General features: G+C 66.3%; 17 protein-coding genes and 1 pseudogene. 11 read left to right on the top strand and 7 right to left on the bottom strand.

Features of this window, described 5'->3' with window-relative positions; all coding sequences use genetic code 11:
* Nucleotides 1-32 precede the first annotated feature (32 nt).
* The 3 genes and pseudogenes from ACVW16_RS17500 to ACVW16_RS17510 form a co-directional block, all read right to left on the bottom strand.
* On the bottom strand, nucleotides 33-1,787 hold the full coding sequence (locus ACVW16_RS17500) for a heme biosynthesis HemY N-terminal domain-containing protein (protein WP_456700385.1): 1,755 nt from the start codon (nucleotides 1,785-1,787) through the stop codon (nucleotides 33-35).
* A 35-nt stretch (nucleotides 1,788-1,822) separates the two neighbouring features.
* Nucleotides 1,823-3,077 (bottom strand): annotated as a pseudogene (locus tag ACVW16_RS17505) (COG4223 family protein).
* Between the two features lie 65 nt (nucleotides 3,078-3,142).
* Nucleotides 3,143-3,889: a uroporphyrinogen-III synthase gene (locus ACVW16_RS17510; protein ID WP_456700387.1), complete on the bottom strand. Its 747-nt coding sequence runs from the start codon at nucleotides 3,887-3,889 to the stop codon at nucleotides 3,143-3,145.
* A gap of 112 nt (nucleotides 3,890-4,001) precedes the next feature.
* On the opposite strand from ACVW16_RS17510, the gene tsaD reads away from it, so the two are divergent.
* The 6 genes from tsaD to ACVW16_RS17540 all read left to right on the top strand — a co-directional run bounded on the left by tsaD (nucleotide 4,002) and on the right by ACVW16_RS17540 (nucleotide 9,281).
* The gene (gene tsaD, locus ACVW16_RS17515) at nucleotides 4,002-5,075 is read left to right on the top strand and encodes a tRNA (adenosine(37)-N6)-threonylcarbamoyltransferase complex transferase subunit TsaD (RefSeq protein ID WP_456736844.1); all 1,074 of its coding nucleotides are present in this window, start codon (nucleotides 4,002-4,004) and stop codon (nucleotides 5,073-5,075) included.
* Nucleotides 5,076-5,077: 2 nt separating this feature from the next.
* Nucleotides 5,078-6,058 carry an NAD(P)H-dependent glycerol-3-phosphate dehydrogenase gene (locus ACVW16_RS17520; RefSeq protein WP_456736843.1) on the top strand — a complete coding sequence of 327 codons (981 nt, stop codon included), beginning with the start codon at nucleotides 5,078-5,080 and terminating at the stop codon, nucleotides 6,056-6,058.
* A gap of 2 nt (nucleotides 6,059-6,060) precedes the next feature.
* The gene (locus tag ACVW16_RS17525; protein WP_456700390.1) at nucleotides 6,061-6,474 is read left to right on the top strand and encodes an EVE domain-containing protein; all 414 of its coding nucleotides are present in this window, start codon (nucleotides 6,061-6,063) and stop codon (nucleotides 6,472-6,474) included.
* Nucleotides 6,475-6,734: 260 nt separating this feature from the next.
* Nucleotides 6,735-7,175: a hypothetical protein gene (locus ACVW16_RS17530; RefSeq protein ID WP_456700391.1), complete on the top strand. Its 441-nt coding sequence runs from the start codon at nucleotides 6,735-6,737 to the stop codon at nucleotides 7,173-7,175.
* A gap of 89 nt (nucleotides 7,176-7,264) precedes the next feature.
* Nucleotides 7,265-8,338: an AAA family ATPase gene (locus tag ACVW16_RS17535; RefSeq protein ID WP_456802376.1), complete on the top strand. Its 1,074-nt coding sequence runs from the start codon at nucleotides 7,265-7,267 to the stop codon at nucleotides 8,336-8,338.
* Between the two features lies 1 nt (nucleotide 8,339).
* On the top strand, nucleotides 8,340-9,281 hold the full coding sequence (locus ACVW16_RS17540; protein ID WP_456736841.1) for a tetratricopeptide repeat protein: 942 nt from the start codon (nucleotides 8,340-8,342) through the stop codon (nucleotides 9,279-9,281).
* A gap of 53 nt (nucleotides 9,282-9,334) precedes the next feature.
* Here the strand turns inward: ACVW16_RS17540 and ACVW16_RS17545 are convergent, their stop codons facing one another.
* Nucleotides 9,335-10,426 carry an adenylate/guanylate cyclase domain-containing protein gene (locus ACVW16_RS17545; protein WP_456738265.1) on the bottom strand — a complete coding sequence of 364 codons (1,092 nt, stop codon included), beginning with the start codon at nucleotides 10,424-10,426 and terminating at the stop codon, nucleotides 9,335-9,337.
* Nucleotides 10,427-10,527: 101 nt separating this feature from the next.
* On the opposite strand from ACVW16_RS17545, the gene ACVW16_RS17550 reads away from it, so the two are divergent.
* A complete protein-coding gene (locus ACVW16_RS17550; protein ID WP_456736840.1) occupies nucleotides 10,528-10,983 on the top strand; it encodes an SRPBCC family protein in 456 nt (151 codons plus the stop codon).
* Nucleotides 10,984-10,994: 11 nt separating this feature from the next.
* Here the strand turns inward: ACVW16_RS17550 and ACVW16_RS17555 are convergent, their stop codons facing one another.
* A complete protein-coding gene (locus tag ACVW16_RS17555; protein ID WP_456700395.1) occupies nucleotides 10,995-12,164 on the bottom strand; it encodes a DNA topoisomerase IB in 1,170 nt (389 codons plus the stop codon).
* Nucleotides 12,165-12,573: 409 nt separating this feature from the next.
* Between ACVW16_RS17555 and acs the strand changes: the two genes are divergently transcribed.
* Nucleotides 12,574-14,520: an acetate--CoA ligase gene (acs, locus tag ACVW16_RS17560; protein WP_456736839.1), complete on the top strand. Its 1,947-nt coding sequence runs from the start codon at nucleotides 12,574-12,576 to the stop codon at nucleotides 14,518-14,520.
* Between the two features lie 417 nt (nucleotides 14,521-14,937).
* The gene (locus ACVW16_RS17565; protein WP_456700397.1) at nucleotides 14,938-15,453 is read left to right on the top strand and encodes a L,D-transpeptidase; all 516 of its coding nucleotides are present in this window, start codon (nucleotides 14,938-14,940) and stop codon (nucleotides 15,451-15,453) included.
* 52 nt (nucleotides 15,454-15,505) lie between these two features.
* On the opposite strand, the gene ACVW16_RS17570 is transcribed toward ACVW16_RS17565, so the two are convergent.
* Nucleotides 15,506-16,096: a thermonuclease family protein gene (locus ACVW16_RS17570; RefSeq protein ID WP_456700398.1), complete on the bottom strand. Its 591-nt coding sequence runs from the start codon at nucleotides 16,094-16,096 to the stop codon at nucleotides 15,506-15,508.
* Between the two features lie 56 nt (nucleotides 16,097-16,152).
* A complete protein-coding gene (locus ACVW16_RS17575) occupies nucleotides 16,153-16,350 on the bottom strand; it encodes a DUF1674 domain-containing protein (protein ID WP_456700399.1) in 198 nt (65 codons plus the stop codon).
* A gap of 186 nt (nucleotides 16,351-16,536) precedes the next feature.
* On the opposite strand from ACVW16_RS17575, the gene ACVW16_RS17580 reads away from it, so the two are divergent.
* Together ACVW16_RS17580 and ACVW16_RS17585 are read left to right on the top strand one after the other, a co-directional pair.
* On the top strand, nucleotides 16,537-17,883 hold the full coding sequence (locus ACVW16_RS17580) for an RsmB/NOP family class I SAM-dependent RNA methyltransferase (protein WP_456736838.1): 1,347 nt from the start codon (nucleotides 16,537-16,539) through the stop codon (nucleotides 17,881-17,883).
* Nucleotides 17,884-18,040: 157 nt separating this feature from the next.
* A complete protein-coding gene (locus tag ACVW16_RS17585; RefSeq protein WP_456700401.1) occupies nucleotides 18,041-19,759 on the top strand; it encodes a heparinase II/III family protein in 1,719 nt (572 codons plus the stop codon).
* Nucleotides 19,760-19,804: the final 45 nt, after the last annotated feature.

Below are 19,804 nucleotides of genomic sequence, written 5' to 3' on the forward strand. Positions count from 1 at the left end.
TTGGCAAGGACAAGCGGCAGGCGAAATGGGACTCACGCGCCCCAGCGGGACCAGAATCCGCGCCAGCCGCCGGCCTGGGCCTTTGGGGTACCGATTTGCTCCGTAAATTCATCGCTTGGGCCGTCGTCGTCGATCCCGGGATCATCGGGCGCACGGACGATCGGCATGACGGCCTGGACCGGTGCCTGCGCCGGCTGGCCGAGGTCGGCACGGGTCCGGAACACCGGGGTCGCCGCCACCGGCGTTGATTCGGCGGCTTCCGAGGCCGGCTCGACCGCCTCGGCTGGCGTTATCACCGGTTCTTCCTTGGCGGCCGGGGGCGCGTTGTCTTGCGCGGCCGGAGCAGGGGCCGGAGCAGGAGGGGTCGCAGCCGGCGCGATTGCGGCCGGTTCCGCGGGCACCTCATTCGCCACCGTCACCCGCTTCGGCGGCGGAGCGGCCAGCATGGCTTCCTCGAAGGCCGAGGATTCGATGGTCGCGCCCTTGTCCGAGGGCAGGCTCGCAACCGGCGTCTGCCACTGGAAGGCATCGAGCCGCCCCGTGACCGGGGAGACCGGACGCCAGCGATCGCTGACATAGCCGTCGGCGGTCCAGGCGGGATCGTGCCGGGCACGCACCGCGCGCAACGTCCAGGCGCGGGCGCGTCCGCCGTCGCCGTGCTCGCTGCGCTCGAGCTCGGCCATCAGCAGCGCCACGCGCTGGGTCGGGTCGTTGACGTAGGGCGCCAGCACTTCGCGCGCGCGCGCGAATTCGGAGGCATCGATCGCGGCGCGTGCAATCGCGAGCTGTCCCTCGACATGGCCGGGCTTGTCGGCGCCCGTTTTCGCCGCGAGCGTCTCGATCCGCTGCAGGCGCTGCCGCGCAGAATCGCCGAGCTTCACATGCGCGTAGGCGTCGGCCAGATCGGGATGCGGATTGGCGAGCCAGGCGGCTTCGACCAGCTTCATGGCGCGACGCACCTGATGCGCTTCGCTCTCGAATTTCGCCGCCAGCACTGCGGCCGGCACCAAGGTCGGCGCGAGCTTGACGGCTTCCATCACGCTCTCGCGCGCCACGTCGCGGTCCATGGTCTCCAATTCCAGCGCGCGCGCCGTCAGCAGCACGCCGCGCTGGCGGCGATAGGCTTGCTTGTCGATCAGGCCTGCGGACAGATTCGAATCCAGGATCGCGAGCGCGCCGCTCCAATCGCCGCGCGCGCAGCGGAAGCCAAGCACCGCATGCGAGGCCCAGGTCGAGGATGGCGACAGCTTGATCGCTTCCTCCGCGATCATCACCGCGCCGACCGCATCGTCGGCGCGCTGCGCCTCGATGAAGAGGCCGCGCAGGCCGAGCAGCCGCGTGTCCTCGCGCTCGGCCATGGCGCGGAAGGCGCGCTGCGCCTCGTCGCGATTGCCGCCGAGCTGAGCCGATTGCGCGTGCAAGAGAAGCGCGAGCGGATCATCCGGGGCATGGCGCCGCGCCGCTTCGGCGTGACGGCGGGCAAGGGCGGTATCGCCGTGGCCGATCGCAAGCAAGCCATGCGTGATGGCGTGGCGGCCGCGCGCGCGGCGCTTTTCGTGCCGGCGGCGGCGGATCCGACCGGGCATGCGCCAGATCGCGGTCACGATGCTCCAGAGCAGGACGATCAAGACGGCAAAGATGCCGAGGCAGAGCACGAACACCGGAATGCTCGGCGAGGCCCGATAAGCGCCCCAGGTCATCACGACATTGCCGGGCTGATCGGCAACCCAGGCCGCGCCGGCGCCCGCGAGCGCAATCAGGACGAGGAAGAGGACGATGCGAAGCATGGCTATCCCTATACGCGCGGATTGTTGCGCGAATCTTATTGCGCAGGCTTGGTGAGACTGGCCAGAGCGTCGTCGGCAAATTGACGGGAGGCCGCGAGCGCGGCATCGCGCGCATCGGCCTTGTCGAGCCAGCCTTGCGCGGGCGCACGATCGGCCTCGGGCAGTGTCTTCAACTCGCGACGCGCCTCGACGAAATCGTTGCGCAGCGCCGCCGCCGTGATCCGAGCGACAATGGCACCGCGATCGGTGCCGGCCCCGTCGGTACGCTCGATTCTGACGAGCTTCGATGCTCCAGCCTGGAGCCGCTCGACGATGCCCGCCCCCGCGGCCGGAGCCTCTGCCGGCGGCGACAGCTTTGGCACGATGTTGAGGAGCTCGCGGCTCAGCGCGACCGGCGTCGGAATCCCTGAGGCCGCGAACATGTCGAGCGGTTTCAGCATCTCGGGGTTGGCCGCAAGCGACCCGCGCGGCTGCGAGCTGCGCCTCATAGGGGTCGTTATGGCGAACGGCAACGTCGAGCAGTGTGGCGGCAACGACATGGCGCAGCGGCTTGTCGTCCGTCTGCCTGGCATCGGCGGCGATCTTTTCGCCCTGCTGCGCGATCTCGGCGCGGGCAGAGTTGCTGGCGCGCTCGAGCTGGGAGACGCGCTCGTCGAGGGCGGCGAGACCGGACGACGAGGCCGCATCGCGCGGCGCGGATTTCGCATCGTTCAATGCGCCCGCGACCTTGTCGGATTGCGTACGCAAATTGGCGATGTCGCTACGCAGCGTGCCGACGGATTTCTCCAACGCATCGAGCCGCGACGTCATCGCCGGATCTGGCGCGGGCCTGACCGCCTTGGCTTCGATTGCGGCGACACGTCCGCTCAGCGCATCGATAGTCGCGCTCGTCACCTGCGGCGCGGCCGCCGGCGCCTGGACCGCAGGCCAGCCCAGCACCCAACCGACCGCGATCACGAGCGCGGCCGCGACGGCGCCGGAAAATGGCGCGATGACCCAGGGAGAGATGGGGACCGACGCAGCAGCGGCTTGCGTGTCATCTCGCTGCGGCTCAGCCTTGTCTGTCTCAGCTCTGGCTGTCTCAGCCTTGCCGGTCTCGACCGTGCCATCATCGACATCGGCCTGCCCGGATCTTGCCTGCTCAGCCGATGGCTGCGCCTCCGGCTCGCCCACCACGTCCTGCGGCTGGGTGGAGACTTCGGTCGCCTCGAGGTCGATGGTGGGCGGCGTGCGCTTGGCACGGCCGGACTCGGGAGCCAATCCTGCCTCTTCAGGCTTGTCGTCGGCCATCGTGACGGTTCCTCACACTTGCATACCAGAGACGAGCCCGATTGCGTCGGATTCGGCCCGTCCTCTTACGCCAAACGGGTCCGCAAAGCACGCTCCAAGGCGTCAAACAGGGCATTTTCGTCCGGGGTTGCGGCCACCAGAACCTGCGACGCGCCGGCATCGCGCAGAACGCTGGCAACCGTCTCGGACAGGCAGCATTGTGGGATCGCGAGTGCCGAGATTTCGACGCCCTCGTCCCGGGCCGCATCCAGGAAGGCGCGCGCGCTGCGCCGGGAGTAGTGCAGCACCGCCTCGATGCCATGGGCGGCAAAGCCGTCGCTGACCTCGCGCGGCAGGATATTGACCGGCGCCATGCGATACGTCGTTTGCGTGACCACGCTAAATCCTTCCGCGCCAAGCTCGCCGCCGAGATCCCGCGACAGATCGGCCCCGGCAAGATAAAGCAGCGTACTCTTTTTCTTCAGCACCTTGTCGCGCGCACCTTGCATCATCTTATCGCGCAAGGACGCGGCATCACCGCCGGCAACGAGCACCTTCGTGAAGCCGATGTCGCGCGCCACGGCGGCGGTGTGCTCTCCGACCGCGAACAGCGGCAGCTCCAAGAGGCCGCGGTCGCGCAATTGCGGCGCGACGCCGCGGATCGCATTGGCCGATGTCACGATGATGGCGCTGTAGCCGGTTTCGCCTTCGTCATGAAAAGCGACCGGCTCGAACTTGAGCACCGGCGCGAGCAGCACCACATGCCCCCGCGCGCGCAGATTCTCCGCTGTTGCCTGATTGTCGGGATGCGGCCGTGTGACAAGAATGGACATCGCTTGTGTTCCCGATCCACGTGGCGGTGACGCATTGACGAATGCTGTCGGACGTACCAGAACTCTGCTTTACGGATGAGCGCAAGGGCGCAAATTGGATAACAATTCGCCAATGCTGGTACTGGGCATCGAGACCACCTGCGACGAGACCGCGGCGGCGGTGGTCGAGCGCGCGCCGGACGGACGCGGCAAGATCCTCTCCAATATCGTGCGGTCGCAGGTCGAGGAGCACGCCCGCTTCGGCGGCGTGGTGCCGGAGATCGCCGCGCGCGCCCATGTCGACCTGCTCGACGGCATCATCGAGCGCGCCATGAGCGAGGCGGGCATCGACTTCGCCGAGCTCGACGGCGTTGCGGCAGCCGCAGGACCGGGGCTGATCGGCGGCGTCATCGTCGGCCTCACCACCGCGAAGGCGATCGCAATGGTGCATGACACGCCGCTGGTCGCGGTCAACCATCTCGAGGCGCATGCGCTGACCCCGCGACTGACGCACGGCATCGAATTTCCTTATTGTCTGTTCCTCGCCTCCGGCGGCCACACCCAGATCGTCGCGGTCACCGGGATCGGCCAATATGTGCGGCTCGGCACCACCGTCGACGACGCCATCGGCGAGGCCTTCGACAAGGTCGCGAAGATGCTGGGCCTGCCCTACCCCGGCGGACCGGAAGTCGAGCGCGCGGCGGCGACTGGCGATCCGACGCGTTTTGCGTTTCCGCGGCCGATGCAGGGCCGTCCCGACGCCAATTTCTCGTTGTCGGGATTGAAAACATCGGTGCGCACCGAGGCGAGCCGGCTCAGCGCGATCACGCCGCAGGACATCGGCGATCTCTGCGCGAGCTTCCAAGCCGCAGTGCTTGACTCGACCGCCGACCGGCTGCGCGTGGGCCTGAAACTCTTCCGCGAACAATTCGGCGCGCCGCGCGCGCTGGTCGCCGCCGGCGGCGTCGCCGCCAATCAGGCGATCCGCGGCGCACTGTTCGACGTTGCCGGGGAAGCGAAGACGCAGCTGATCATGCCGCCACCCGCGCTCTGCACCGATAATGGCGCAATGATCGCCTGGGCCGGCGCCGAACGCCTCGCGCTCGGCATCACCGATACGATGGACGCACAGCCGCGCGCCCGCTGGCTGCTCGACGCCAACGCCACCGCGCCTGATGGCTACGGCAAGACGCGGGCGGGGTATTGACCATGACGCCGTTCCGCTCCGTCGCGGTGATCGGTGCCGGCGCCTGGGGCACGGCGCTGGCGACGGTGGCCGCGCGCGCGGGGAGGAGCGTGACGCTGTGGGCACGCAACGCCGACCATGCTGCGCGGATCGCATCGACCCGTGACAATCCGCGGCTTCCCGGCGTGCGGCTCGCGCCGGAGATCGTCGTCACACACGAGCTCGCACAAGTCGCGCGCGCCGACTTGCTGCTGATCGCGACCCCGGCGCAGCATCTGCGCGGCGTGGTCAACATGCTGGCCTCGCACATCACCCCGTCCGCGCCCGTCATCGCCTGCGCCAAGGGCATCGAGCACGGCACCCACAAATTCATGACCGACGTGATCGCGGAAGCCGCGCCGCATGCGCAGCCGGCGATCCTGTCCGGTCCGAGCTTCGCTCACGACGTCGCGCACGGATTGCCGACGGCGGTGACGCTGGCGGCGAAGGACGAGGCGCTGGCGAGCGCACTGGTGCAGGCGCTGGGCTCGCCGACCTTCCGTCCCTATCACTCCACCGACATCCGCGGCGTCGAGATCGGCGGCGCGGCCAAGAACGTGCTGGCGATCGCGGTCGGCATTGCGGTCGGGCGCAAGCTCGGTGCTTCCGCGCAGGCTGCACTGACCACCCGCGCCTTTGCCGAGTTGACGCGGCTTGGCCGCGCGCTCGGCGCACGCGGCGAGACACTCACGGGCCTGTCCGGGCTCGGCGATCTGATCCTGACCTGCTCGAGCCCGCAATCGCGCAATTTTGCACTTGGGCTCGCGCTCGGCCGCGGTGAGCCGCCGTCCGCGGGCAAGCTTGCCGAAGGCGAATTCACCGCGCCGGTGCTGATCGAGCTCGCGGCTTCGCAAAACGTCGAGATGCCGGTATCAGAAGCTGTCGCATCAATCCTGGGCGGCAGAAGCACGGTCGACGCGGCGATCTCCGGACTGTTGACGCGGCCTTTCAAGGCAGAGGAATGAACATGGCGTACTGGCTGGTGAAATCCGAACCATCGGTGTGGTCCTGGGACCAGCAGGTCGCGAAGGGTGCCAAGGGCGAAGCCTGGACCGGCGTGCGCAACTACACTGCGCGGATCAATCTCGTGAACATGAAGAAGGGCGACAAGGCGTTCTTCTATCATTCCAACGAGGGCAAGGAGATCGTCGGGATCGCGGAAGTCATCAAGGAGGCCTATCCGGATCCGACCGACAAGACGGCAAAGTTCGTCTGCGTCGACATCAAGGCCGACAAACCCTTGAAGACGCCGGTGACGATGGTCGCGATCAAGGCCGAGAAGAAGCTGGCCGAGATGGCGCTGGTGAAATATTCGCGCCTGTCCGTGCAGCCGGTGACGCCTGAGGAATGGAAGCTCGTCTGCAAGATGGGCGGGGTATGATTCGCTCCAAGTGAAGGCCCAGCTGTGACGAATTCGTGATAGTGCGGGAGCGCCGTCACAACCATTGATATCTGCCGGCAGAGTTCCTAGGTTCCGCAGAGGAATGGACGTTCAACAGGCCTACTCGCGTCATGGCGATGCAAGAAAGGGACGGCGGCGAGCAATCGCCAGGGTCCGCGGACGGCCCGACAGGGGCCTTTCCATTCCGTGCTCGAAAAGATACCTCGTCGACGCTTGCGATACTGCTGGCGGGCGCCGCCATGATCGGAGCCATCATCGGGTGGTTTCTCATCACGCGGGCTGCGCCTGACGCTCCCGTCATTGCGCTGGTGCCGCAGGAACAGGTGGCTGACGCCATCCCGACCCTGACGCCGGATGGCCAGCGCGTTGCGCAATCCGACAGCCGGCAATGCCGTTATCCCATCGCATTCATCACGGTATCGACCCCGGGCAACCCCGCCGGTGGAATCGTCACGTTTCGCACCAGCAGATATCGATCGCCCTCTTTCCGCGTCACCGACCAGCCGCAGAGAATTGCCCTGCCAAACCCGCTGCCCGACAGCGGCGGACTCGACCCGCTGACTGTGGACGGCGACGCCAAGGGTTTGCTCGTATCCCTTTATCCGACGGCCCAGATGGAGCCGGTCGGCGGTTCAAGCACCGTTACGGTGCGATGGCCTGGGCGTCCACCATGCAAGTGAGATTTGCGTGCAGGTGAGATTTTCAAGTGAGACTTGAATGCAGAGCCTTGTGAAGCGCGCGCTTCATCCTCGCTTTCATCCTGATCGGCGTGGCGACGGCAGGCCTTAGTGCGCTGCTGTTCAATCCGCAGATCGGCTTTTTCGGCTGGATCGGATCGCTCTTCTCCGACATGACCGTGCTGCGATTCGTTGGCATCACCCTGACGATCGTCTCCGCGACCGGCATCGGCTACATCGCCGCCCGCCTTGGAGCCGACCCCACGGCGTCAGGCTTCGTGCCGATCGGAAGCGGCTACACTTACGGCCGCAGGCTGACGACCGTTCCCGGGACCGGCGAGACCAGAATGGTGATGCGCACCGCGGACGACGCGCTTGACGACCTCGACATGATGGTCGGGCTCGCCTCGGTCAAGGCCGAGATCAACAAGCTGCTCGCGAGCCTGGAGGTTGAACGGCGGCGGCGCGAGCAGGGCCTGCCGGTGTTCGCCACGAGCCGGCACATGGTGTTCACCGGTCCTCCCGGAGTCGGCAAGACCGTGGTGGCCAGGGCCATCGGCGACATCTATCGCTCGCTCGGCGTGCTCCGCAAAGGCCATCTGATCGAAGCCGACCGCAGCCAGCTCGTCGCGAGCTACGTCGGCCAGACCGCGCCGAAAACGCTCGACGTCTGCCGCACCGCGCTCGACGGTGTCCTGTTCATCGACGAGGCCTACAGCCTCAGTCCGGCGGAATGGAAGGGTGATTTCGGCCGCGAGGCCATCGAGGCGCTGCTGAAATACATGGAAGACCACCGCGATCGCTTGGTCGTGATCGTCGCCGGCTATCCTGCCGAGATGCATCGCTTCATCGCCAGCAATCCCGGGCTCGCCAGCCGCTTCACCAAGACCATCGATTTTCCGCCGTACGACGGCCTCGAGCTCTGTGAAATCTTGCGCGCGATGGCGTCGGAGCAGCAATATCTGCTGCCGATCGGCGTCGAGACGGTACTCGCGCCATGGATCGATTCGCAGCGCGACGATCCGCAATGGGGCAACGCGCGCTCGATGCGGACGCTGCTCGAAAAGACCCGCGAGGCGCACGCGCTGCGCACGTCGCGAGACCCCGATGCGAGCGTCGCCGAGTTCGAGCTGAGCGACATTCAATCGGCCATCCGGGACAGCTGACATGAACATGGCGGTTCGCATCGTCACGTTTCACGGCGCATTGTGGAGCATTGATCCCTGGTATCGGTGGTCGTGGTACGCTTGGCCCATCGCGACGGCCGTGCTGATCACGGGCTGGGTCCTGATCAGCAAGCCGGTCAACACCGGCGCCTGGGGTAACGCAGGAAGCTGGGCGAAGCCGATCGCGCAGAAGGCGACCGCCACACCGATCAAGACGACGACGATCAATACGGTGGACCTCGAGGTGATGAGCTGCTTTGCCAATAGCGGCCCGTCGTCGGAAAGCACCTGCACCAGATTGATCGATGGCGGCAAGATATCGGGCTCGAAGCTGGCATCGGTCTACACCCAGCGGGGCTTCATGCAGCGCGACCGGGCACCGGAAAGCGCGATGTCGGACTTCAATGCCGCGCTGAAGATCCAGCCCGACTACGCTGCGGCCCTCAACGACCGCGCCTGGATCTACATGACGCGCGGAGACTACGATGCGGCGCTTCAGGATCTGGATAAGACCGCAAGCCCGTCGACGCCCTGGCTGACAGCGGCGGTCGCGTATTATTACCGTGGCTTTGCTTACCTGCGGCTGAAAGACTATGCGAAGGCTCTGGCCGATTTGAACGAAGCCATCAGGCGGCAATCCAACAATGCCGACTACTACCTGGCACGCGGCGAGACCCAGCAGGCTCAACGGAGCTATGATGCCGCCTTGCGCGACTTCGACGAGTTCGGCAAGCGCAGCCCGAAAGATCCGCGCGGTCTGTTGGCGCGCGCCGCGATCTTCGAAGCCATGGGCAGGCCGCGTGATGCCCTGACGGCGTTGCAGGGCGCAATGACGCTGGCGCCCGACAACGACTTCATCAAGTCGGAACGCGACCGAATTCGCAGGCAAGTAAAGGACAATGATCCTGCGAGGAGCAATGCCGGCGAACCGCCGCCGACCTGATTCTCGAACCGCTGCGGTCGCGATGCCCGGCCGCGAAAGCCGCGCGCGCCAGGCTACGATCCCCGCCCTCGCGTCTGTGGCAGCGCAAGCACCTCGCATGGCGAGGCAATGCCGCGCAGCTTGTGCAGTCCGAGCGCGATCAGCGGCATATCCGTCTCGGCGGCGAGCGCGCCCGACACCAGCACGGTCCTACGAAGCGGCTTGCACAGGCCTTCGAGCCGGCTGGCGAGATTGACGGCGGGACCGATCGCCGTGAAGTCGAGCCGATTGGCGGCGCCGATATTGCCCCAGAGCATCTCGCCGAGATGAAGGGCAGCCCCGAACGAAAGTAGCGGCAATCCTTGCGCGCGGCGCTCCGCGTTGAGATACGCCATCCCGGCTTCGGCGGCGGCTGCGGCGCGCAACGCGGCATCACAGGCGCGCCGCGGCGACGCCTCTGTCACCGGAAAGATCGCGAGCACACCATCGCCGATGAATTTGAGCACCTCGCCGCCGAAGGCGTGAACGGCACCGGCGATGCGATCGAACCAGGCATCGAGTGCGGCGATGACGTCGGCAGGCCGACTGGTTTCCGACAGGGTCGTGAAGCCGCGCAGATCGGCATAGAGCAGCGCAGCCTGGATGGTTTCACCGAGATCGCGCCGCAACGGCGCTGCCAGCACCCGCTCGGCGCTGCGCTTGCCGAGATAGGCTTCCAGCGTCGCACGCAACGTTGCGCGTGCAGCGAGCGCGGCGAGCGGCGTTGCGGCAAAGCGCGCGGCCTGGCGCAGTTGGTCGATTTGGCCTGATGTGAACGGATGCGGACCGATCCAGCCGAGCAGCGGCCCATCGCGCCCGACAATGTCCTCGTGCACGTCGCCGCCCGCGATATCGCGCAGCCAGCGGCGACCGGCATCGTCAGGCAAATCGGGCGGCAGCCCGCCTGGCGCAAAACCGAGCGCCTCGATCACCCGGCCGTTGTCCGCACGCCACAACCAGGTCCGCTTCGCGATCAGCGGATGCGGCACCTCCAGCGTCAGGGCGCCGGCCGCAAGCGGCACGCCGTCGGCGAGCAGATGCGTGCCGAGGTGCGCGAGCAGGCGATCGGCGCCGGCGGTTTCCGAGGCGGCGTCGACAAGCCAGGCGAGGGTCGGGGAGAGTTGCATGATCCGATGATGGCGAAGGAGGACCGTCTTTGTCACGGGCAATCCTTGACGGGCCGCTTGGGCGCCGCCATGTGCCAGGAGCACCCTGGGGATGATCGCCGATGACCGAGCCCTTCGTATTTCGACGCGAGACCCAGATCGCCGCCCCGCGTGCCACCGTCTTCGCCTATTTGACCGATCCGGAGAAAATCCTGAGCTGGATGGGCTCGGATGCGACCACCGAGCCGCATCCCGGCGGGCTTTATCTTCTGAGGGGTATCGGCCCGCGTGGCAGCATCGCCCGGGGCGCCTTCCGCGAGGTCGTGCCGGTGCATCGCCTGGCCTATACGTTCGGCTGGGAGGGCGGTCAGGAAGTCCCGCCCGGCTCGAGCCTGATCGAGATCGACCTGATCGAACGCGACGGTGGCACGCTGCTGCGCATGACGCATAGCGGGCTGCCGACCCAGGAACAGATGGCCGCCCACGCGAAAGGCTGGGCGCATTATCTGAGCCGACTGACGAGCGCCGCCGCGGGCCGCGATCCAGGCCCTGACCGAGGCATCTCGGACAATATGTAGCGATGCGCGGGCTACACCGCCGCGGTCGCCACCACCTGCTGCAACAGCTGCTCGCGGCGGGCCTGCGAGCGTTGGCCCTTCATGGTCGCCGCGAAGCGCTCGAGGATGCCCTCTTCGAACGCCGTGACGATGGTGTCGTGGACGTAGCTCTTGCGGCAAATCGCCGGCGTGTTGGAGAGCTTGTCGGCGGCGGCGCGGATCGCGTCCAGCACCTGCTTCTTGCGGCCGCGCTGGCTGGTCGCCGGCGTGATCCGCGACAGCGATTCCACGACGACAGCCGAGGCCATCAGGGTGCGAAAATCCTTCAGCGAAATCTTGATGCCCGCGATCTCGCGCAGGAACGCGTTCACCTGCGTGGTGCTGACGGCGCGAACGACGCCGTAGGCATCGCGATACTGGAACATGCGCTTGCCGGGGACGCTTTGCAAAATGCCGATGGCGCGCACCAGCTTGGCGGCGTCGCACTCCTTGCGAACGGCTTTGCCGCCCTTCGCCTTGAAGGTGAGCACGAAGCAGTCGTCTTCCAGCGTGACGTTGGACTTCAGCAGCGTCGTGGCCCCGCGGGTGCCGTTGAGGCGGGCGTAGGATTCGTTGCCGGGCCGGATCGCGGTGCGCGCGATCAGCTCGATCACGGCCGAGAGCGCGAATTCGCGGGTCGGCTCGTCGCCCGACAGGAACGCCGACACCTTGCGCCGGATTTTGGGCAGCGCGCCAACCAGCTTTTCCAGGCGATGCGCCTTGCGATGCTCGCGGACCTTCTCCCAGTCGGCGTGATAGCGATATTGCAGCCGGCCTGCGGCATCGCGTCCCACCGCCTGGAGATGTGAGCTCGGATCGGCCGAGTAGCGCACCTCGCGGTAGGCCGGCGGCACCGCCATGGCATGCAGCCGACGGATTGTGCGGGCGTCACGGATATGCGCGCCGTTGGGACGGACGAAGGAATAGCCCTTGCCGCGCTTGATGCGGCGGATGGTCAGCTCGTTCTGGTCGCCGAGCCGCAGGCCCAGTTCCTTGGCGAGCGCCTCCACCGTTGCAGGGGACGCCGCATCGAAGACCTTTTTCGGGCTGGGACGGGTGGAACCTGATGGTTTGGGCCATTGCCCGAGGGCCTTGGCCAGCGCAATGGCAGCAGGATCGGCGGAGGCAGGCCGCATCGTCCCGAGATTCTGCTGATCCATCATGGTCTTAAGCCCTGGCCCTGTCTGTTACCGTTCAATGCCGCTGTTCTGACGTTTGTTCCAAGCCTCGCTCGGAGAGCCTCTTCGGACCCGGGTTAGCCACTTAGGGTGTTCCGAACCGCATTGCGAGTCCCGAATCAGTGAGAAGCGGTCTCCAAATACCTCCCGCGGCGCATGGGCTCCCTGCAAGGCCGCTTCCCAGGTTTTGGGTCAAGAGCCAAAAGCCGCCACTCGGCCTGTTTCAGAATTGCGACAGCCGGCCGTTGCGGCTTGATTCTCCGCATGGCCGGCCGCTCATCGAAGGTCCAGCTTGTGCTCCTTGTCGGGGCCCGTTAGCCCGACGCATAATCGTTCAACGATGAAGTCGGCTCGCCAGTCCGCTGTGCTCGGCTTGCCGTATGTGGAGGGAAGCATGTCCGAGAAGATCTACGACGTCCCCGCGGAATGGGCCAAGCGCGCCTGGGTCGATCAGGCCAAATACAAGGACATGTATGCCCGCTCGGTCGCGGACCCCAACGCGTTCTGGGCCGAGCAGGCCAGGCGCATCGACTGGATGCACGCGCCGACCAAGATCGAGAACGTCTCCTTCGCGCCGGGCAACATCTCGATCAAGTGGTTCGAAGATGGCATCCTCAATGTCGCTCACAATTGCATCGACCGGCATCTGCACAAGCGCGCCAACCAGACCGCGATCATCTGGGAAGGCGACGATCCCTCGCAGTCCAGGCACATCACCTACAAGGAACTGCACGACGAGGTCTGCCGGATGGCCAACATCCTGCGCACCCGCAATGTGAAGAAGGGCGACCGCGTCACCATCTATCTGCCGATGATCCCGGAAGCGGCCTACGCGATGCTGGCCTGCGCGCGGATCGGCGCCATCCACTCGGTGGTGTTCGCGGGCTTCTCGCCGGATTCGCTCGCCCAGCGCATCAACGACTGCCAGTCCAAGGTCGTCATCACCGCTGACGAAGGCCTGCGCGGCGGCAAGAAGGTGCCGCTGAAGGCCAATGTCGACGCGGCCCTCGCAAAGTCCGAGGGCGTCGACTGGGTCGTCGTCGTCAAGCGCACCGGCGGCAAGATCGACATGAACCCGACCCGCGACCTCTGGTATCACGAGGCCGCGGCGATGGTGACGACGGAATGCCCGGTCGAGCACATGCATGCCGAGGATCCGCTGTTCATCCTCTATACCTCGGGCTCGACCGGCCAACCCAAGGGCGTGCTGCACACCTCGGCCGGCTATCTCGTGTTCGCCGCGATGACGCACCAATACGTGTTCGACTATCACGATGGCGACATCTACTGGTGCACCGCCGACGTCGGCTGGGTCACCGGCCACAGCTACATTCTCTATGGACCGCTGGCCAACGGCGCGACCACGCTGATGTTCGAGGGCGTGCCGAATTACCCCGACAATTCCAGGTTCTGGAACGTCATCGACAAGCACAAGGTCAATATCTTCTACACCGCTCCGACTGCGATCCGCGCGCTGATGCAGGGCGGCGACGAGCCCGTGAAGAAGACCTCGCGTGCCTCGCTCCGCCTGCTCGGCTCGGTCGGCGAGCCCATCAACCCCGAGGCCTGGGAGTGGTATCACCGCGTCGTCGGTGACAACAGGTGCCCGATCGTCGATACCTGGTGGCAGACCGAGACCGGCGGCATTCTCATCACGCCGCTGCCGGGCGCGACCAGGCTCAAGCCGGGTTCGGCGACGCAGCCGTTCTTCGGCGTGGTGCCTGAAATCGTCGATGCCGACGGCAAGGTGCTGGAGGGTGAGACCACGGGCAATCTCTGCCTGACCCGCTCATGGCCGGGCCAGATGCGCACCGTCTACGGCGACCATGCCCGCTTCGAGCAGACCTATTTCTCGACCTACAAGGGCAAGTACTTCACCGGCGACGGCTGCCGGCGCGACGCCGACGGCTATTACTGGATCACCGGCCGCGTCGACGACGTCATCAACGTCTCCGGCCACCGCATGGGCACGGCGGAGGTCGAGAGCGCGCTGGTGGCGCATGAGAAGGTGTCGGAGGCCGCCGTGGTCGGCTTCCCGCACGACATCAAGGGCCAGGGCATCTACGCCTATGTCACCCTGATGGCCGGCATCGAACCGACCGAGGAGCTGCGCAAGGAGCTCGTGACCTGGGTCCGCAAGGAGATCGGCCCGATCGCCTCGCCCGACCAGATCCAGTTCGCGCCAGGCCTGCCCAAGACCCGTTCCGGCAAGATCATGCGCCGCATCCTGCGCAAGATCGCCGAGGACGAACCGGGCAGCTTAGGAGATACCTCGACGCTCGCCGATCCCGCCGTGGTCGATGATCTCGTGAAGAACCGGCAGAACAAGAAGTCGGTCTGAGCTCCCGTGTCCCGGACGCAGCGCAACGCCTCTTTGGCGATGCGCTGCAGAGCCGGGGCCCACGTCACGGCAGAACGCTTGGCTTCTGAGTCCCGGCTCTGCGGAGCAGCGTTGCACCCGCGTCCGCGACACGAGACTGCCTTTCGCGCCGACGCCGTCCAAAAACGCCCCCGGTTCACGCCCTCACGCACTTGTCAGGGCGCACCCCGGCGCGGTGGTATCTTTCCCGCCCAGTGTTGTTTTCAGGTCATTTACTTTATTTCGAACATTTCCTTTCTTCCCCCTGCCGGCTCGCCCCCGGCGGCCGCGCGTGGAAACCATCCGGTTAACAAGCGCGTTGAGAATGTCTGGGCGAGGCCGGCGATTTCAGGTTTTGCGTGAATTTGGACGATCCGTTCCGGGCCGAGGGGAAAATTGATGTCGATGAAGATTGCATTCGCGCTGGCCGCGACCGTCGCCGCGGGGGCCTTGATGCCGACGACAGCCCAGGCGCGGCCGGAACTGGTGGGCGCCCATCTGGCCGACTACTCGCCGGGCACCATCGTGGTCAAAACCAACGAACGCAGGCTGTATCTCATCCTCGATGACGGCCACGCCATGCGCTATCCGGTCGGTGTCGGCAAATCAGGCAAGCAGTGGGCCGGCACCACCCGCATCGACGGCAAGTATCGCAATCCGGCCTGGTCGCCGCCCGCCGAGGTGAAGCGCGACAAGCCGCAGCTTCCCGACGTGATTCCGGGCGGATCGCCGCGCAACCCGATGGGCGTTGCAGCCATGACGCTGGCCGGGGGAGAATATGCCATCCATGGCACGAACGTGCCGAACTCGGTCGGCGGCTTCGTCTCCTATGGCTGCATCCGTATGCTCAACGACGACATCACCGATCTCTACAGCCGCGTGTCGGTCGGAACGAAGGTCGTCGTGACACGCTGATCGCCGCCACCAAACAGAGATTGAAAGAGCCGCGTTTCGACGCGGCTTTTTGTTACCAGAAGCGCCAGCCGCGCGTACACCAACCATCGCGATGGCCGCCATCGTAGCTGCGCGCATAGCCGCCCGCGAGCATCGCCGCCGAAACGTTGGCGGTTCGTCTGGTCGCCACGTCGGCCAGAACACGCCCGTATTTTTCCGTCCCGAGATTGTAGATCGTGACGCCGCCCTGGCCGAGCAGGTTGCGCAGCGCCTCGGTGGCGGCTTCCGCCTTGTCAAGCTCGTCGTGACAGGATGCCTTCATCTCGGGCGCATCGATGCCGCGCAGCCGAACCCGCGCGACGAGATCGCGTCCGTCGCGTTGATGCACCCGCGCCAGGAAGGTGTCACCATCGATGGTGCGGACGACGTCGACCTGCAGGCGGTTCTCGGCAGAGCCTGAATGCCGAAGGATGATCTCGGCATCCTGCGCGCGGCCATCGGCCGGATGCGGCACCCGCCAATTCGTCCCATGCCGGAAGGTCAGCACGACCGCGACCACGACGCTGACGATGAACATCCACGGCACCAGTCCGGAGAGACGACGGCTAAATGGCGAGCCGCCAAAAGACGACCGACCGGACCTATCTGGGTCGAAGCGCGACATCCAAGCACGCTAGGGCTGAGTGAGTCAGACCGACAAGTGACTAAAAAATCCGAACCTCAAAAGTCCGAGGCGATCCCCTTGCGCTCCCAATCGCCGTAGCGCGTGGGCTCGGGTCCCTTCGGCCCCTGCAATTCCTTCGGCGCAGCTTCGGCACGGGCCGCGGTGGCTTGCCGGCGTGCCTCCGCTTCGGCCAGCGCGCGCTGGGCGGCTGCCGGCAAGGGTTTGCGATTGGGGACAGGAGACTGGTCGTTCATCGTTCGGGTCCTAGCGCAGGATCGTCAGGCGCGCGACGTTCAATAACGCATTGCTGAAATGGCTCCGGCGGGCTGAAATCGCCAGAGGCCGTTCTTACATTTGGCATATTCGCATGCCACAGAAGCTGATCTTAAGGCATGCGCCTACCCGGCGGAACTGCCGCTTGCTCAGAACCTTACGTCTGCATGCCATCTCAACGTTTCGTTCCTCCATCCGAAGTGCCTGGTCTAGCGGCGCGGCGGATCGCTGCCGACATCGTCGACGGCGTGTTGCACAAGCACCGCACGCTCGACGACCAGCTCGACGGCTCCGGCGCTCATCCCGGACTGAAGACGCTCGCCGACCGCGACCGCGCGCTGATGCGGCGTCTGGTCGCGACCATCCTGCGTCGGCTCGGCACGCTCGGCCATGTGCTGTCGCGCCTGCTCGACAAGGGTATCCCGTCCGATGCGCCGCGCGCGCAGAGCGCCCTCTTGATTGGTGCCGCCCAGATCCTCTGGATGGACGTGCCCGATCACGCTGCGGTCGATCTGTCGGTGCGCCTGGTGCAATCCGACCGGCGCGCCGCGCGCTATGCCGGCCTCGTCAACGCGGTGCTGCGCCGCTGCGCGCGCGAAGGCCAGGCGCTGGTCGAGGAGGTCGCGACGCAATCGCTGGACCTGCCGCCCTGGCTGCTGGCGCGCTGGAGCGCGCATTACGGCGAGGCGACCGCACGGGACATGGCGCTCGCGCTCGGCCACGAACCTTCGCTCGATCTGACTGTGAAGTCCGACGCCGCACATTGGGCAAGCCGTCTGCATGGCGAAGTGCTGCCGACCGGATCTGTGCGCACGCTGCTGCATGGCTCGGTGACCATGCTGCCCGGATTCGCCGAAGGACAATGGTGGGTGCAGGACGCCGCCGCCGCGCTGCCGGTCCGGCTGTTCGGAGATATCGCCGGTAAGTCCATCGCCGATCTCTGCGCCGCGCCCGGCGGCAAGACGGCGCAGTTGGCACAAGCCGGAGCGCGTGTCACGGCGCTGGACCGTTCGCCCGCGCGCGTGGCGCGGCTGCGGGAAAATCTCAACCGGCTGTCGCTCCAGGCCGAGACTGTGGTCGCTGACGCCGTGGAATGGACCGCCCCAGGGGACGGCTTCGACGGAATCCTGATCGATGCCCCCTGCACCTCGACCGGAACGATTCGCCGGCATCCTGATGTTGCATGGCTGCGGCAGGACTCGGACGTTGCCGCGATGTCCGTTCTCCAGCAGCGGCTGCTGAAGAAATCGGTCTCCTTGCTCAAATCGGGCGGCACGCTGGTCTATTGCACCTGTTCGCTGGAACCCGAGGAAGGCGAGCAAGCCGTCGTCACGCTGCTGGCGGCAGAGCCGTCGCTTCGCCGCGTGCCGATCGAGGCGAGCGAAGTCTCCGGGCTCGGCGAAATCATCACCGCCGAGGGCGATCTCCGGACCTTGCCGAGCCATCTGCCGCACGCTGACCCGAAGCTCGGCGGGCTGGACGGATTCTTCGCGGCCCGGCTCGTTAAATCCTGATTTTGCACCGGATTTTGCTGCCACGCCCCTGATTCGGGGTCTTTCAAGGTGGTGTCCGCGGTCCGATTCTGGGATTAATAAGGATTCGTCGGAATCCTCTCCCCCTTCAAGGTAAGGCGTGTCGGTCGCTCAACGCAGACGTATCTCGACGCTGGTCATGAACCGCTTTGCGCGGAACATGCTCGCGCGCGCGAGCGGCGGTTCCGTTGCGCTGTCGCGGGTCTGGCCCGGTCGCACCGACCGCTTGATCATCGCGCCGCATGATCTGCGCACCGCGGATGCGACGCGCGCCGCCGAGATCTATGCAGGGCGCTTCGTCTTCGCCGGCAAGATCGTCAACTGCCACGGACGCTCCATCTTCGATCTCGATCCGCCCTCGGAGGATTGGGAGGTCGCGCTGCTCGGCTTCGGCTGGCTGCGACACTTGCGCGCCGCCGACACCGCACTGACCCGGGCCAATGCGCGCGCGCTCGTCGAGGACTGGATCAGCAACCCCGCCAACAAGCGCCGTCCGGTCGCCCGCCGCGCCGACGTGCTGGCGCGGCGCGTGATCTCGCTGCTGTCGCAAGCGCCCCTGGTGCTCAGCGATACCGACAACAAATTCTATCGCCGTTACTTGCGCGCGCTCGCACGTGAGATCCGCTTGCTGCGCTTCGCCATGGTCAACATCCCCGACGGGGTGCCGAGACTGCAGGTGCAGATCGCGCTCTGCTACACAACGCTGTGCCTCGCCAACCAGGCCCGTCACATCCGCAGCGCGTCGAAAAAGCTGTCGGACGAGTTGCAGCGGCAGATCCTCCCCGACGGCGGGCATATCTCCAGAAATCCCGGCGCGCTGATCGAGCTGCTGATCGACCTGCTGCCGCTGCGGCAGACCTTTGCCGCGCGCAACATCGCGCCGCCGCCGGCGCTGCTCAATGCGATCGACCGCATGATGCCGATGCTGCGTTTTTTCCGGCACGGCGACGGCAATTTCGCGCTGTTCAACGGCATGAGCGCGACGCCATCGGATCTGCTGGCCACGCTCCTCGCCTATGACGACGCCCATGGCGCACCAATGGCGAACATGCCGCACACCGGCTTCCAGCGCCTCGATGCCGGGCCGACCACTGTGATCATCGACACCGGCCCGCCGCCGCCGCCCGGCGTCAGCCACGACGCGCATGCCGGTTGCCTGTCGTTCGAATTGTCTTCCGGCATCAGCCGCATCGTCACCAATTGCGGCATGCCGGCCACGGGCCGCGACAATTGGCGGCCGTTCGCGCGCGGCACCGCGGCGCATTCGACGCTGACCTATCACGACACCTCGTCCTGCCAGTTCGTCGAGATGTCAGCGATGAAGCGGCTGCTGCACGGTGCACCGGTCACCAGCGGCCCCCACGACGTCGAGAGCTATCGCGAGATCACCCAGGACGGCACACTGCTCACGACCTCCCATGACGGCTATCTCGCCAAGTTCGGCGTGATCCATCGCCGCGTGCTGATGATGGCCAATGACGGCGCGCGGATTGACGGCGAGGATACGCTGTCGCCGCCGCAGGGCGCGCGGCTGAAAGGCGCCGGCGCCGACTTCGCGCTGCGTTTCCACCTGCATCCCGCGGTGAAGGCGAGCCGCCTGTCGGATGCCCGCGGCGTCATGCTGGTGCTGCCGAACCGCGACGTCTGGACCTTTGAAGCCTTGGACGAGAAGGTCGACCTGGAGGACAGCGTGTTCCTGGCCGGCAATGACGGCCCGCGCCGGACCGCCCAGATCGTGATCCGCCAGGATGCCCGCCAGGCGGCCTCGGTTCGCTGGAGCTTTGTGCGCTCGACCGCATCGCCGGCGGTCACCAATGCCCGCCGCAACGCCCGCCGGGAGCCGGAACTTCCGCTGTAAAGAGCCGGGATTCGGCGCTATCCGATCGTTGTGAAGGGCCTCGAA

The organism is Bradyrhizobium sp. USDA 4474 (assembly GCF_054057515.1).